Origin of the sequence: Dyella sp. A6 (assembly GCF_036320485.1) — a bacterium.
GTDB lineage: Bacteria > Pseudomonadota > Gammaproteobacteria > Xanthomonadales > Rhodanobacteraceae > Rhodanobacter_A > Rhodanobacter_A aluminiiresistens.
The window spans coordinates 3,574,105-3,588,885 of the sequence record NZ_CP132911.1 but is presented as its reverse complement, the minus strand read 5'-3'; the positions used below and the strand labels follow the sequence as shown (position 1 = coordinate 3,588,885).

Below are 14,781 nucleotides of genomic sequence, written 5' to 3'. Positions count from 1 at the left end.
AGGCTGGTAGATGTCCGTCACCAGCGTAGCGCGGATGACGGGAAAGGATTCGACGCGCGCCCATGGTGACGCGCGGATGTGACAGGCGGATTCCGCCGGGCCCGTTGCCATGCGGCCATGGCAACGGGCAGTGGGGCGGACTCAGAGTCTGGCGCTGACGTTGAAGAACGCCTGGCGCGGGGCGCCCGCCTGCAGCGTCTGGTTGTAGCCGTAGGGATCGGACGCGACGTAGCCGTTGGTGCCGGTGGTGGCGAAGTAGTGCTTGCCGGCCAGGTTGGTCACATTCAGCGCGAGGCGGATATCGCGGAAGCCTGCCACCGCACCGAGGTCGTAGCTGAGGCCGGCGTTGAACAGCACATACGAGGGCACCGACGAATCGTTGGTGTAGGTGATGTAGCGCTTGCCGGTGTACTTGCCGTCCAGGGTGAAATCCCAACCGCCGAAACGGTAGCTCAGTGCCGAGGTGGCCATCCAGCTGGGAATGCCCACCACATACTTGCCCTTGGTCGCGACCACGCCGCCATTGAGGTAGTCGTCCTGGTACTTCGAGCTGTCGTAGGACAACGTGTTGAGCCAGCGCACGCCTTGGACGGGACGCCAGATCAGCGACAGGTCGACGCCGCGGCTGTCCACGCTGCCCACGTTGTTGAGCTGGCTGGCGCAGGTCTGCACGGCCGAGCACGGCGTGGTCTGCAGCAGACGGTTGCTGAAGCGGGTGTAGTACAGGTCGGCCGCCGCCTCGTAGGTGCTGCCGCGCACGCGGTAGCCGGCTTCCAGCGTCTGCGAGCCCTCCGGCTTGAGCGTGTGCTTGCTGGCATCGAAGGCTGTCTGCGAGGTGGCGAACGGCAGCGCGCCATAGGCGTCGATGTTCTTGCTGTAGGAAGCGTAGACGTCCTGGTAGCTGTCGATCCGGTAATCCACGCCGGCCTGTGGCAGGAAGCCCTTGCTGGCCTTGATGCTGCCCTGCGCATAGGCGGCGGTGGGCACCAGCGAGGTCGAGGTGGTGGTGGAGCGCAGCGACTTGGCGCCGAAGTTCACGGTCAGCCGATCGTCCATCAGGTGCAGGGTGTCCTCCGCATAGGCCATCCGCGTGTCGTAGGTGTAGTGCTGCAGGAACGCGCGGTAGAACGGCGCCTGGCCGTCATAGATGGTCCACAGGTCGGTGTAGGCGCCGTACAGGTCGAAATAGTTGCGCTCGATGTTGTTCCTGGAGTTTTCGCCCCACACGCCCACTTCGATGTCGTTGTTGCCCAGCGTGTACTGCAGCGAGCTGGTCAGGCCGTAGCGGTCCAGGCCGTAGTCGGTGGTGCGCAGCGACAGCGGCAGCCCGGATGCGGGCGACGGCGTGTACGGCGTGACCCATTGGCCCTCGCCGCGATCACCGTGGTAGTAGGTGCCCACGTTCCAGGTCAGGTTGTCGCCGAAGTTGAAGCTGCCGCTGAGTCCGGCCAGATTGTCGTGGCGGATGCCACCGCCGGCGTAGTAGTCGGCGTCCAGCCAGTCGTAGTTGGCGGGCAGGCCGGCCAGCGAGTCCGGGTAGCCGTTGGCCACGCCGTTGTACTGGCCGGTGGTCTGGTAGGCCTTGGCAACCTGCACCGCCTTGTTCCAGTCGGGCTGGTAGTAGTCGAAGTTCCAGCCCAGCACGCGCTGGCTGGTCAGCGACAGATCCTGGTAGTCGTATTCCTTGCGCCTGGAACTGTCGGCGAACAGGCTGATGCGGTTGCCGTTGCCCCACTGGTAGACCGCCTTCAGGTTGGCCTGGTTGGAGCGCTGCGAACCGTAGCCCTTCCACTTGTCGGTGTTGGCGTGGTCGTAGGACACGTACATCGAGAAGCCGTGGAAGTCGCCGGTATCCAGACGGACATAGGTGCGGTGCGTATTGTCCGAACCGATCGCCTGGTCGACGCGGATGCCGGCCTTCTCGTCGGGGTCGGCCGAATAGAACTGCACCGTGCCGCCCAGGTTCGAGCTGGACGGCGTGCCCAGGGCGCCGGCACCCTGTGCCAGCTGCACCGATGCGATGTTGTCCGAGCTGATCGCGCGGGTGATCTGCAGGCCGTTGGTCACGGCGTACGACATCGTGCCCAGCGGAATGTTGTCCAGCGTGAAGCCCAGGCGGCTCTGGTCGAAGCCGTGCAGGCTGATCGAGGTGGACCATTCATAGGCACCCCACGGGTCGGACGACTGGAAGTTCACGCCCGGCAGTTCGTTCAGCACCTTCAGCGCGCTGGTGCCTGGCGGCGCGGCGCGGATGTCTTCCTGGCCAATGGTCTGCACCTGACGGGTCTGGCCGGTTGCCACCACCGAGATCGTCTGCAGTGACTTGGCCTTGTCCTTGGATGGCAGGGCGGCCGGTGCCGGTGCACCGCTGGCGGCGGTATCGGCAGCGCGGGCTGGATTGCCGTGCAGGGTCGCCAGAATGGCCAGGGCCAGGCCGGACAGTTGGATCGAGGTACGACGAGTGAACATGCGCAGGCATCCTTCGCGGCGACCCTGAGGCGGTGTCGCCATGCGTATGAGGGAACGGGAATACCGTCGGGGACGGCCGCGTCATGCTGGGCCTGCATTGTGAAGCTGCGCCTACACGCGAATGAAAGTCAGCGCATGCGGAGCCGCTTGATGTGACATTTCGATGTCGAGGCGACGAAGCGTATGGTGAAGCAGACGGTTCGCTGAATGGCGACCAGCGCCGTTACACCGGTTTCATCCGGAGTTGACACGCATCACGACAGGCTAGGCGGACACCGCTGCCGAAATCTCCGGAAACGGGCCTGCAAGGCAGCGGGTCGGAAAACCCCAAAAAGCACCCCATGTTCCCCGTTCGACACAACACGTCATAAGCCTCGCCTTGCGAGTATCCGTGGTGGCGGCCTAACCTACGGTCGGTTGCAGGCGCCGCCTGCGCGTCCCACCACAACCGCGAAGATCCCGCCGACGCCGGTGAAGCCGATGGCCCGCTCTTCGCGCCATCCGGTTAAAGGAGTTTCGCGATGCAAGACATGGCCCGCATCTTCAACGGGCTCGGCCAGAGCCTCTGGCTGGACAACATCACGCGCGGCATGCTCCGCGCCGGCACGCTGGAGAAATACCGCGAGGAATGCGCGGTGACCGGCCTGACGTCCAACCCGACCATCTTCGAGAACGCGATCAAGGGCGGCAGTGACTACGACGAGGCGATCCGCGCCGACGGCAGCACCGACCCCGAGGCGGTGTTCTTCGGCCTGGCCATCGACGACCTGCGCCAGGCGGCGAAAGTCTTCGAGCCGGTGCACGCACGCACCAGTGGCGTGGACGGCTGGGTCTCGCTGGAAGTCTCGCCGCTGCTCGCCGACGACACCGCGCACACCATCGAGCAGGCACTGGCATTGCACCAGCGTGCCGGCATCGACAACCTCTACATCAAGGTGCCGGGCACCACCGCCGGCGCGGCGGCGATCGAGGAGCTGATCTATCGCGGCGTGCCGATCAACGTCACGCTGCTGTTCTCGGCCAAGCAGTACCGGGCCGTGGCCGAGGCCTACATCAAGGGACTCGAGCGGCGCCTGGCGGAAGGCCTGTCGCTGGACGTGGCGTCGGTGGCGTCCGTGTTCATCAGCCGCTGGGACGTGAAGGTGGCCAAGGCGGTCCCCGAGGAAATGCACAACGAGCTGGGCCTGGCCGTTGCCGGCAGTGTCTACGCCAGCTATCGCGCCGTGCTGGAATCGCCGCGCATGCAGCGCTTGATGAATGCCGGCGCCCGTCCGCAGCGCCTGCTCTGGGCCAGCACCGGCACCAAGGACCCGAACGCCAGCGACACGCTCTATGTCGACAACCTGGTGGCGCCGCTGACGGTCAACACGCTGCCCGAAAAGACCCTGCTCGCGACCGCCGACCACGGCAAGCCGGGTGACGGCATGAGCGCCGACGACAGCGCGGCCCGCGCGGTACAGAACCGCTTCGCCGAGCGTGGCCTGCGTGTCGACGAACTGGCCGAGGCGCTGCAGGACGAAGGCGCCGCCTCGTTCGTCAAATCCTGGAACGACCTGCTCGACGCGATCCGCCAGCGCATGGAGAAGGCCGCATGAGCGCGCTGCGCGAGAGTCGGTCCTGGAAAGCGCTGGAGGCGCATTACAAATCGGTGCAGAAGCTTCACTTGCGCGATCTGTTCGCCAGGGACGAAGCGCGCGCCGAGCGTTTCACCCAGGAAGCCGCCGGCTGGCGGCTGGACTACTCCAAGCACCGCATCACCGAAGAGACCATGAAGCGGCTGTTCGCGCTGGCCCGCGAACGCGGGCTGGAAGCGAAGCGCAACGCGATGTTCGCGGGCGAGAAGATCAACGCCACCGAGCACCGCGCCGCCCTGCACGTGGCGCTGCGCGCGCCGGCCGACAGCGTGATCCTGGTCGACGGCGTGAACGTGGTGCCGGAAGTGCAGGAAACGCTGCAGCGCATGGCCACCTGTGCCGAATCGATCCGCGCCGGCGAATGGAAGGGCTACAGCGGCCGGCCGATCCGTAACATCGTCAACATCGGCATCGGCGGCTCCGACCTCGGCCCGGTGATGGCCTACGAGGCGCTGCGCCACTACAGCGACCGCGGCTTGCAGCTGCGCTTCGTCTCGAATGTCGATGGCACCGATTTCGCCGAAGCCGTGCACGGCCTGCGGCCCGACGAGACGCTGTTCATCGTCGCTTCCAAGACCTTCACCACGCTGGAGACGATGACCAACGCGCACACCGCGCGCGACTGGCTGCTGGCCAGTGCGGGCAAGGATGCGAAGGCCGCAGTGGGTCGTCACTTCCTGGCGCTGTCCACCAACGAGAAGGCGGTCAACGCATTCGGCATTCCCACCGAGCAGATGTACGGCTTCTGGGACTGGGTGGGCGGACGCTACTCGATGGATTCCGCCATCGGCCTGTCCACCATGATCGCGATCGGTGCCGACGGCTTCCGCGAAATGCTGGCCGGTTTCCATGCGATGGACACGCATTTCCGCACCACCCCGCTGGAACGCAACCTGCCGGCCATCATGGGTCTTCTGACCGTGTGGTACGCGGACTTCTTCGATGCCGCCACGGTCGCCGTACTGCCCTACGAGCAGTATCTCAAGCGCTTCCCAGCGTACCTGCAGCAGCTCACCATGGAGTCCAACGGCAAGCACGTGACGCTGGAAGGCAAGACGGTGGACTACGCCACCGGGCCGGTGTTCTGGGGCGAGCCGGGCACCAACGGGCAGCACTCGTTCTACCAGCTTATCCACCAGGGTACCCACCTGATTCCCTGCGACTTCATCGCCTTCGGCGAGACGCTGAATCCGCTCGGTCGCCATCATGACCTGCTGCTGGCCAATGTCATCGCCCAGGCCGAGGCGCTGGCGATGGGCAAGACCGCGAAACAGGTACGCGCCGAGGGCGTGCCGGCCAAGCTGGTGCCGCACAAGGTCTTCGACGGAAATCGTCCGTCGAGCCTGCTGCTGGCCGAGCAGCTCACGCCCGCCGCGCTGGGTGCGCTGGTGGCGCTGTACGAGCACAGCGTGTTCACCCAGGCGGCGATCTGGGACATCAATCCGTTCGACCAGTGGGGTGTCGAGCTGGGCAAGCAGCTGGCGCTGCGCGTGGCCGATGAAATCGAGTCGCCGCGCAAGCCGCTGTCGCACGACGCGTCCACCAACGCGGCCATCCGCTGGTATCGGCGTGCGCGCCGCAGGGCGGGCGAGGCTCCGGTGCCGAGTCGCCGCCGCGTGCTGGTGCTCGACGTGGGGGGCACCCACGTCAAGGCCATGCTCACCGGCCGGCGGCAGGAAGTGAAGATCGAGTCCGGCCCCGAGATGACCCCGGCGCTGATGATGGCTGCCTTGCGCAAGCGTCTGCGCGGCTGGAAATACGACGTGGTGAGCATCGGCTTCCCTGCGCCGGTGGTGCACGGGCGCGTTGCCAGCGAACCGTTCAACCTCGGCAAGGGCTGGGCCGGTTTCGATTTCGGCAAGGCCTTCGGCTGCCCGGTGAAGCTGGTCAATGATGCCGCGATGCAGGCTCTGGGCAGCTACGCGGGCGGTCGCATGCTGTTCCTCGGGCTGGGTACCGGGCTGGGCTCGGCGATGATCGCCGACGGCAGGCTCGAACCGATGGAGCTTGCGCACCTGCCCTACAAGAAGCACACCTACGAGCACTACGTCAGCGAGAAGGCACGCCAGCGCCACGGCAAGAAGAAGTGGCAGGCGAACGTGCTCGAGGAAATCGCGACCTTGCGTGCCGCGCTGGAGCCCGACTATGTCGTGCTCGGCGGCGGCAACGTGGATCATCTCGACAAGCTGCCCGACGGCGTGCGCCGTGGCGACAACGCCAATGCGTTCGCGGGTGGCTTCCGGCTTTGGGAGAACGAAGCATGAGTGCGGCAAAAGGAACGGAAGTCACCTTGCAGCTGGGTTTTGTCGGCCTCGGCCGGATGGGGCTCAACATGGTGCACCGGATGCAGGACGCCGGGGTCGAGTGCGTGGTGTTCGATACCAACCCCGAGGCACGCGCGGCGGCCGCCGCGACCGGTGCGCAGGCCGCCGACTCGCTGCAGGCGATGGTGGGCATGCTGAAAGGTCCGCGCGCGGTGTGGCTGATGCTGCCCACCGCGGTGGTGGACAAGGTGCTCGATGGCCTGGTGCCGCTGCTCGGCGCCGGCGACATGGTGATCGACGGCGGCAACTCGCACTACGTCGAGGATCTGCGCCGCGCCAAGGCACTGGCCGGCAAGAAGATCATGTACGTCGACGTCGGTGTCAGCGGCGGCGTGTGGGGCCGCGAGCGTGGCTACTGCCAGATGATCGGCGGGCCCGAAGAGGCCTATCGGCACCTCGAACCCGCCTTCGCCGCGCTGGCGCCGGGCGTGGCCACCGCGCCGCGCTCGCCCGGTCGCGAGGGCACACCTTCGCCGGCCGAGCAGGGTTACCTGTATTGCGGTCCGAACGGTGCCGGCCACTTCGTGAAGATGGTCCACAACGGCATCGAATACGGCCTGATGGCGGCCTATGCGGAGGGCCTCAACATCCTGCATCACGCCAACGTGGGACGGCAGCAGCAGGAAGTCGACGCCGAAACCACGCCGCTGGAGCATCCCGACCGCTACCAGTACGACTTCCCGCTGGGCGACGTGGTGGAAGTGTGGCGGCGCGGCAGCGTGATCGGTTCGTGGCTGCTCGACCTGACCGCCATCGAGATGAATCGCGACGCCACCCTGGCGCATTACGCCGGTCGCGTTTCCGACTCCGGCGAAGGGCGCTGGACCGCGCTGGCCGCGATCGAGGAAGGCGTGCCCGCGCCGGTACTGACCTCGGCGCTGTTCGGCCGATTTGCCTCGCGCGGGAACGATGAGTTCGCCGACAAGGTCATGTCTGCAATGCGCCACGCGTTCGGCGGACACGACGAGAAGGCGGCCGACGACAAGGCTTAAGCGTCACGTCGCGCTCGCGCCGCCGCTGTCCTGGCCCGGGCTAGCGGCGGCCGCGACCGGGTGTGCCTGGCGCGGTTCGTGTGGAGACATCGAAAAAGGAGAAGGCAGCAGTCATGAGCGACACCACCCTGGTCATTCTCGGCGCCACCGGCGATCTCACCCAGCGGCTGCTGATGCCCGCGTTGTACCGGCTGCACCGGCTCGGTCTCACGCCGGGCCTGCGCATTCTCGGCTACGCGATGGACGATTGGACCCGCGCGCATTTCGAGAAGCATATCCACGATGCGCTCAAGGCCTTCGCGCCGGACTTCAGCGCGCGCAACTGGAACAGCTTCCGCAAGCAGCTGGACTACGTGGGTGGCCGGCTCGATCCCGCCGATCTCGAGCGCATCAAGCACAAGCTGACGCCCGCCACGCTGTTCTACATGGCCTTGCCGCCGCCGCTGTTCGGCACCGCCTCGCAAGCGCTGGGCGAAGCCGGCTTTAATGTCGCGCCGCGCGGTGGCTGGCGCCGGCTGGTGGTGGAAAAGCCGTTTGGCACCGACCTCGCCTCGGCGGAGAAACTGCGCGCGCAGATGCACCAGCACTGGGATGAATCGCAGATCCTGCGCATCGACCACTTCCTGGGCAAGGAAGCCACCCAGAACCTGATGGTGTTCCGTTTCGCCAACCGCTTCCTGGAGCCGGTGTGGAACAGCCGCCACATCGCGCAGGTGCAGATCACCTACGCCGAAACGCTGGGCGTGGAGAAGCGCGCCGGGTACTACGACCATGCGGGTGCGCTGCGCGACATGCTGCAGAACCACCTGATGCAGCTGTTCAGCCTGACGGCGATCGAACCGCCTTCCTGCTGGGATGCCGATGTGCTGCGCGACCACAAGGTGGAGGTGCTGCGTTCGGTGCGGCCGATCACGGCGCGCAACGTCGACGAACATGCCGTGCGCGGGCAGTACCGTGCCGGTACGGTGGACGGCAAGAAGGTGCCGGCCTATCGGCGCGAACCCGGCGTGCCGCGCGGTTCGAATACCGAGACCTTCGCCGCGCTGCGGCTGGAGATCGACAACTGGCGCTGGCAGGGCGTGCCGTTCTACCTGCGCAGCGGCAAGCGGCTGGCCAGCAACTGCTCGGAGATCGCGGTGCAGTTCCACGACGTGCCGGGCGCGCTGCCCGGTGGCGTGAAGGCGCAGAACAACTGGATGGTGTTCCGCATGAAGCCGGAGCAGGGCATGCACCTGCTGGCCAACGCCAAGTTGCCCGGTCTGGAGCTGGACGGACATCAGGTCACCCTTAGCGCGCCCTATGTGCAGGCGGGCGAGAACGAGTTTTCCGCCTACGAGCAGCTGTTGATGGATGCGATCGAGGGCGACCGCTCGCACTTCCTGCGCTTCGATGAAGTGGAATGGGCTTGGCGCCTGCTCGAACCGGTGCTGCGCCACTGGCAGGAAGGCTCGCCCGATTTCTATGCGTCCGGCTCCGAGGGGCCGTCCACGCAGAAGCGGCTGCTCGACCGTGGCCAGCATTGGCGCTCGGTCAGCCTGGTCGATGGGGACGTCGCGTGAACGCGCCGGGGTGGCCCGGACTCGCACCGACCTGGTCGAGCAGCGACAAGGACGTCGTCGGTACCGCGCTCGGCCCGGGGCGGGTCTGGTACACCCTGGGCTACGGCGTCCTCGACGAGGTGTACTGGCCGTCCTGCAGCACGCCGCAGATCCGCGACCTCGGCTTCATTGTCGCGGGCGACGATTTCTGGTCCGAGGTGAAGCGCGAACAGCAGTACGAACTCAGCACCCCGGCACCCGATGTGCCCTTGCCCAAGGTGGTGCATCGGCACGAGCGCTATCGCCTCGAGCTGGAAGTGCTGGCCGATCCCCATCGCGACGTCGTGCTGGTGCGTTACCGGCTAGAAGGCAAGGGTTTGCGGCTGTACGCCTTGCTGGCGCCGCACCTGGACGGATCGGGGCACGACAACACCGCCGAGGTCCAGCCGCACGGCCTGGCGGCGGTGAAGCCCGGCGCCGCGTTGCTGCTGGCCGCCGACGGGGGTTTCAGCCGGGCCAGCGCCGGCTATGTCGGGACATCCGACGGCTGGCAGGATTTCGAACACAACGGCGCGATGACCTGGCATTACGACAGCGCGCCGAACGGCAACGTGGCCTTGATGGGCGAACTGGCCGACAACGAAGGCGTACTCGGACTCGGCTTCGCGGACACTGTGGAGGGTGCGCGCACGCTGGCGCTGTCGTCGTTGGCCTGCGGTTTCGAGGCTGCGCGCGAGCAGTTCGTGGCAGGCTGGAAGACATGGGCCGGACATCTGCAGTGCGAAGGCATCGATCCGGCATTGCAGCAGGCGGTGCGGCGTGCGGCCATGGTGCTGAAGACCCACAACGACCGCGACTTCCCCGGCGCCATGGTGGCCAGCCTCAGCGTGCCCTGGGGCGATACGCGCGACGATCCCGGCGGCTATCACCTGGTCTGGCCGCGCGATGCGGTGGAATCCGGTTTTGCCATGCTGGCCTGCGCGCATCATGACGAGGCGCGCGCCATGCTCGCCTACTTGATCGCCACCCAGCAACCGGACGGGCACTGGCTGCAGAATTTCTACGCCGATGGCCGCCCCTATTGGGCCGGCATCCAGCTCGACGAGGCGGCCTTGCCGGTGCTGCTGGCCGCGCGCCTCGACGAACTCGACCAGCTGGGCGACCTGCGTCCCGAGGCCACCGTGATGGTGCGCCGGGCACTGCGTTTCGTGGTACGCAACGGGCCGCTCAGTGCGCAGGACCGCTGGGAAGAAAACGCCGGCATCAACCCGTTCACCCTGGCCACCGCCATCGCGGCGCTGACGGCCGGAGCCGCACACGGCTTCCTGGACAAGGCCGATGCGACCTACGCGCTGTCGCTGGCCGACGACTGGAACGCACGGGTCGAATCCTGGACCTATGCGCGAGATACCGAGCTCGACCGCAAGCACGGAACGCGCGGGCACTACGTGCGCATCGTGCCGCCCGGACAGACGCCGGACAGCGGCGACGTGGCGCTGCGCAACCGTGGTCGCGAAAACATTCCGGCGCGACAATTGCTTGGCCTCGAATACCTTTATCTCGTCCGTCTTGGCCTGCGCGCGCCGGACGATCCGCGCATCCGCGACACCACGCGGCTGGTCGACGCCGAGCTGCGGGTGGAGCTGCCCGGTGGCCCGTACTATCACCGCTACAACCAGGACGGCTACGGCGAACACGAAGACGGCCGCTCCTTTGATGGCACGGGCATCGGTCGCGCATGGCCGCTGCTGAGCGGCGAGCGTGCGCATTACGCCCTGCTGGCCGGCGAAGACCCCAGACCGTATCTGGATGCCATGCTCAGCTCGGCCAGCCAGGGTGGCATGTTGCCCGAGCAGGTCTGGGACGCGGCGCCGATTCCCGAGCGCAACCTGTTGCCCGGGCGCCCCACTGGCAGTGCCATGCCGCTGGTCTGGGCGCACGCGGAGCTGATCAAGCTGGTCGTGGCGATACATCGCGGCCACGCCGTGGAATGCCTGCGTGCGGTGGCCGACCGTTATGCCAGGCCGCGCCTTCCCGGGGTGGCGCACTGGCGCGATCAGGTGCCTTGCCACACCGTGAACCGCAAGGGCACGCTGCTTGTCGAAGCCGCGTCGCCGTTCGTGCTGCATCTTGGGCGGGACGGCTGGAAGCAGGTGGACGAACACGCCAGCCAGCCCACGGCCTTCGGCATGCACGGCGTGCGGCTCGAGGTGGCATCACTGGGCGCGCAGCGCACACTGGAGTTCACGCGCCGCTTCCTGGGCGAACGGGGCTGGGAAGGCAGGGACTGGGTGCTTCAGCTGGTGCCGCTGGCGGCACCGGACCGGCACGCCTAGACAACGACCAGGGACGAACGGAACGCACACATGACTTCGATATCCCCGCAACCCCGCGTGCATGTGCACGACGATGCCGACGCGATGATCGGCGCGGTGGCCGATGCCCTGGTGGCGCGGGCACAGGCGGCGGTGGCCGCGAAAGGCGGGTTCAGCGTGGCGCTGGCGGGTGGCGGGACGCCACGTCCGCTGTACGAGCGGCTAGCGACATCACCTTATCGGGATCGGCTCGACTGGTCGCGCATCCATGTGTTCTTTGGCGACGAGCGCTGTGTACCGCCGGACACGGCGCGCAGCAACTACCGCATGGCGCACGATGCCCTGCTGTCGAAGGCGCCGTTGCCACCGGCGAACGTCCATCGCATGCGTGGCGAGGACGAGCCGGCACAGGCGGCTCTCGGCTACACACAGACGCTGCGCAGCGTGTTCCGGCGCGAGTGGCCGCAGCTTGATCTGGTGCTGCTGGGCATTGGCGACAACGGCCATACCGCCTCGCTGTTTCCGGGCTGCGCCTGCCTGCGCGAACGCGAGCAGCCGGTGTGTGCGCAGTACGTGGAAAGCCAGCAGGAATGGCGGCTGACCATGACCTTGCCGGTGATCAACGCGGCGGCGGCGGTGTGGCTGCTGGCCGATGGCGACGGCAAGGCCGACGTGCTTGCGCGTGTGCTGCACGGCCCGTACCGCCCGGACGAGTTGCCGATGCAGTACATCGCCCCGGTGGCGGATGCCTACGCCTGGTGGCTTGATCGTGCGGCCGCCGCATCGTTGTCGCCGATGTCGTAATTCCTCGCGGCGGCGTTTCACCATCAGCGTCGTGTTCGTTCGGAAGTGATGGTCCGCGTGGTGATTGGCGCGTCGTTCCCCCTGACGGACGTGCCTGTCATCGAATCCCTTGCCTCAGGAGATCGTGTTGATCCGCAGTGACCCCGTGCGCGTGCTGATGCTTGGCTGGGAATACCCGCCCCGTTTCGTCGGTGGTCTGGGCAAAGCCAGCCAGGGAATTGCGCGCGGGCTCACGGACCTGGGCGCGGAGGTGTTGTTCGTGCTGCCGCGTTTCAGACGGTCGCAGGCGGATACGCGTCTGCAGGTCAGCGGTGCGCGGCAGTGGCTGCTTGACCACGGTGCGCGCACGATGCGCAAGTCACGTGCATCGCAATTGCTGGGGGTGACGGCAAGGCTGCGACCGTATGCGCGTCCCGCGGATGCGGTGGCGTCGCTGCCCGCGCACCCGCCCGCCGCAGGCGGCGGGCACGAAACGGTGGGCGACGCGTCAGCCTTGTATGGCGCCAATCTCGGTGACGAGGTGGCGCATTTTGCCGAACGCGTGACGGCGATCGCCGGACAAGTGTCCGCGGATCTTGTCCACGCGCATGACTGGATGACCTTCCCGGCGGCCATGGCGGCTGCCGAACGCCTGCGCTGTCCGTTGTTCCTGCATGTCCACTCCACCGAATACGACCGCAGTGGCGAAGGGGTCCATCCGGGCATTGCGGCGATCGAGCGGGAAGCCTGCCAGCGCGCCGATCATGTGTTTGCGGTAAGCGATTACACACGCGGCATCCTGGTGTCGCGTTACGGCATCGAGCCGGACAAGGTGAGCGTGGTCTACAACGCGCCCGATGCGGAAGACCTGCCGTCGCCGGCTCCGTTCGAACCGGACACACGGCAGCCTTGGGTGGTGTTCCTGGGCCGGCTCACGTTCCAGAAAGGCCCGGACCATTTCCTGCGTGCGGCGGCCGAGGTCGCGCGGCTGGATGCCGCGGCCAGGTTCCTGGTGTGCGGCAGCGGCGACATGCTCGATGCGCTGAAGCAGCAGGTCCGCGATCTTGGTCTGGCCGGTCGCGTGGAGTTCCGCGGCTTCCTGACACCCGGCGCGGTCGATCGTCTGCTGGCGCAGTCCAGTCTGCTGGTGATGCCCAGCGTGTCCGAACCGTTCGGGCTGGTGGCGCTTGAGGCGTTGCGAGCGGGCACGCCGGTCGTGCTGTCGCGGCAGTCCGGCGTGCGCGAGGTGCTCGGGCACAGCCTGCAGGTCGATTTCTGGGATCACGAAAAGCTGGCGGACCAGATCCTGGCCGTGCTGCGCCTGCCTGTACTGGCGCGGCAACTGGTCGAGGAGGGCCGCGCGCAGCTGGCCCGCCTGTCATGGGACGAATCGGCGCAGCGCGTCGCGGATGCCTATGCGCGCGTGGTACAGATCGACGTGGCCGCGCGTGCGGATACGGGCGCATGAGCCTGGACATCTGCTTCTATTTCCAGGTGCATCAGCCGTGGCGACTGCGGCGCTACCCGTTCCGTGAGGTCGGGCACAGTCACGATTATTTCGATGCCGCCGTGAATGCCGAGATCCTTCGGCGGGTGGCGCAGAAGTGCTATCTGCCGATGAATGCGCTGCTGGCAGAGCTGATCGAGCGTTATCGCCCGCATTTCCGCGTGGCGTTCTCGATCACCGCCACGGCGCTGGAGCAGATGGCCGCGTTCGCGCCGGAGGTGCTGACGTCGTACCGTCGCCTGCTCGCCACCGGGCAGGTGGAACTGCTCGCGGAGACATCGCATCACAGCCTGGCGGCGCTCTACAGCCCTCGCGAGTTCGCTGCTCAGGTGCGCCATCATCGCGCGGTCTGCCGGCGCCTGCTGGGTGCGACCGGGCGCGTGTTCCGCAATACCGAACTGATCACCAGCGACGCGGTGGCGGCACAGGTGGCGGCGCTGGGTTATGGCGGCCTGTGCATCGAGGGTGCCGACAAGCTGTTCGGCTGGCGCAGCGTGACCACGCCCTATCGTTTCGCGGCAGCCCCGTCGCTGGTGGCGCTGCCTCGGCATTACCGGCTCAGCGATGACATCGCATTCCGCTTTTCCGATCGTCGCTGGACAGCCTGGCCGTTGAGCGTCGAGCGTTATGCCGACTGGTTGCAGGGCGAGGCCGAGGCACTGCCGCCCGAGGCGCACGGGCGCGGTTTCCTCGGCCTGTTCATGGACTACGAGACCTTTGGCGAGCACCAGTGGGCCGACACCGGCATCTTCGACTTCATGCGGGCCTTGCCCGGCGAGTTGCTGAAACGGCGAGGGTTCCGCTTCATCAAGCCCTCCGAAGCGCTGGCACACGTTCCCGCGGATGCCGCTGGCCTGTCGATGCCGACGCCGTTTTCGTGGGCGGATCAGGAACGCGATATCTCCGCCTGGGACGGCAATGCGATCCAGCGTGCCGCACTGACCGAGGCTTTCGCGCTGGAGCCGTTCGTGCGTCGCCATCACGCCCGCCACGCGGCCGATGCTGTCGCCACGCTGGAAGACTGGCGGCGCCTGCTGACCAGCGACCATGCCTATTACATGTCCACCAAGCACTGGGCCGATGGCGACGTGCACCAGTACTTCAGCCCGTTCGAGTCACCCTACGATGCATGTATCAACTACATGAATGTGCTGGCGGATCTGGCTGCGCGTGTCGGTGCGCCCGCGCCGCGGCCGCTTTGAAGTGCTGCAAGCGCTTA

The 14,781-nt window shown here is 66.9% G+C and carries 9 protein-coding genes; 8 read left to right on the top strand and 1 reads right to left on the bottom strand.

The genetic code is table 11. The features are described from left to right. Positions 1–141 precede the first annotated feature (141 nt). The gene (locus RA164_RS16025; RefSeq protein ID WP_329741839.1) at positions 142–2,469 is read right to left on the bottom strand and encodes a TonB-dependent receptor; all 2,328 of its coding nucleotides are present in this window, start codon (positions 2,467–2,469) and stop codon (positions 142–144) included. Between the two features lie 521 nt (positions 2,470–2,990). Between RA164_RS16025 and tal the strand changes: the two genes are divergently transcribed. From tal to RA164_RS15985, 8 genes are all read left to right on the top strand, one after another. Continuing rightward, a complete protein-coding gene (gene tal / locus RA164_RS16020; protein ID WP_329741838.1) occupies positions 2,991–4,064 on the top strand; it encodes a transaldolase in 1,074 nt (357 codons plus the stop codon). After that, on the top strand, positions 4,061–6,367 hold the full coding sequence (gene pgi / locus RA164_RS16015; RefSeq protein ID WP_329741837.1) for a glucose-6-phosphate isomerase: 2,307 nt from the start codon (positions 4,061–4,063) through the stop codon (positions 6,365–6,367). The genes tal and pgi overlap by 4 nt, the downstream gene beginning before the upstream one ends. After that, positions 6,364–7,419 carry a phosphogluconate dehydrogenase (NAD(+)-dependent, decarboxylating) gene (gene gnd, locus RA164_RS16010; protein ID WP_329741836.1) on the top strand — a complete coding sequence of 352 codons (1,056 nt, stop codon included), beginning with the start codon at positions 6,364–6,366 and terminating at the stop codon, positions 7,417–7,419. Before pgi ends, gnd begins: the two co-directional genes overlap by 4 nt. Positions 7,420–7,532: 113 nt before the next feature. Then, on the top strand, positions 7,533–8,978 hold the full coding sequence (gene zwf / locus RA164_RS16005; protein ID WP_329741835.1) for a glucose-6-phosphate dehydrogenase: 1,446 nt from the start codon (positions 7,533–7,535) through the stop codon (positions 8,976–8,978). After that, positions 8,975–11,293: a glycoside hydrolase family 15 protein gene (locus RA164_RS16000; RefSeq protein WP_329741834.1), complete on the top strand. Its 2,319-nt coding sequence runs from the start codon at positions 8,975–8,977 to the stop codon at positions 11,291–11,293. Before zwf ends, RA164_RS16000 begins: the two co-directional genes overlap by 4 nt. A gap of 30 nt (positions 11,294–11,323) precedes the next feature. Then, positions 11,324–12,076, top strand: coding sequence for a 6-phosphogluconolactonase (gene pgl, locus RA164_RS15995; protein ID WP_329741833.1), 753 nt, complete (start codon positions 11,324–11,326; stop codon positions 12,074–12,076). 127 nt (positions 12,077–12,203) lie between these two features. After that, on the top strand, positions 12,204–13,523 hold the full coding sequence (locus RA164_RS15990) for a glycosyltransferase family 4 protein (RefSeq protein WP_329741832.1): 1,320 nt from the start codon (positions 12,204–12,206) through the stop codon (positions 13,521–13,523). Beyond that, positions 13,520–14,764: a glycoside hydrolase family 57 protein gene (locus RA164_RS15985; RefSeq protein WP_329741831.1), complete on the top strand. Its 1,245-nt coding sequence runs from the start codon at positions 13,520–13,522 to the stop codon at positions 14,762–14,764. Before RA164_RS15990 ends, RA164_RS15985 begins: the two co-directional genes overlap by 4 nt. Positions 14,765–14,781: the final 17 nt, after the last annotated feature.

What these genes read in the sequence shown, in the direction of transcription:
- RA164_RS16025 (WP_329741839.1), bottom strand. Translation starts at nt 2,469, where the DNA reads ATGTTCACTCGTCGTACCTCGATCCAACTGTCCGGCCTGGCCCTGGCC.
- tal (WP_329741838.1), top strand. Translation starts at nt 2,991, where the DNA reads ATGCAAGACATGGCCCGCATCTTCAACGGGCTCGGCCAGAGCCTCTGG.
- pgi (WP_329741837.1), top strand. Translation starts at nt 4,061, where the DNA reads ATGAGCGCGCTGCGCGAGAGTCGGTCCTGGAAAGCGCTGGAGGCGCAT.
- gnd (WP_329741836.1), top strand. Translation starts at nt 6,364, where the DNA reads ATGAGTGCGGCAAAAGGAACGGAAGTCACCTTGCAGCTGGGTTTTGTC.
- zwf (WP_329741835.1), top strand. Translation starts at nt 7,533, where the DNA reads ATGAGCGACACCACCCTGGTCATTCTCGGCGCCACCGGCGATCTCACC.
- pgl (WP_329741833.1), top strand. Translation starts at nt 11,324, where the DNA reads ATGACTTCGATATCCCCGCAACCCCGCGTGCATGTGCACGACGATGCC.
- RA164_RS15985 (WP_329741831.1), top strand. Translation starts at nt 13,520, where the DNA reads ATGAGCCTGGACATCTGCTTCTATTTCCAGGTGCATCAGCCGTGGCGA.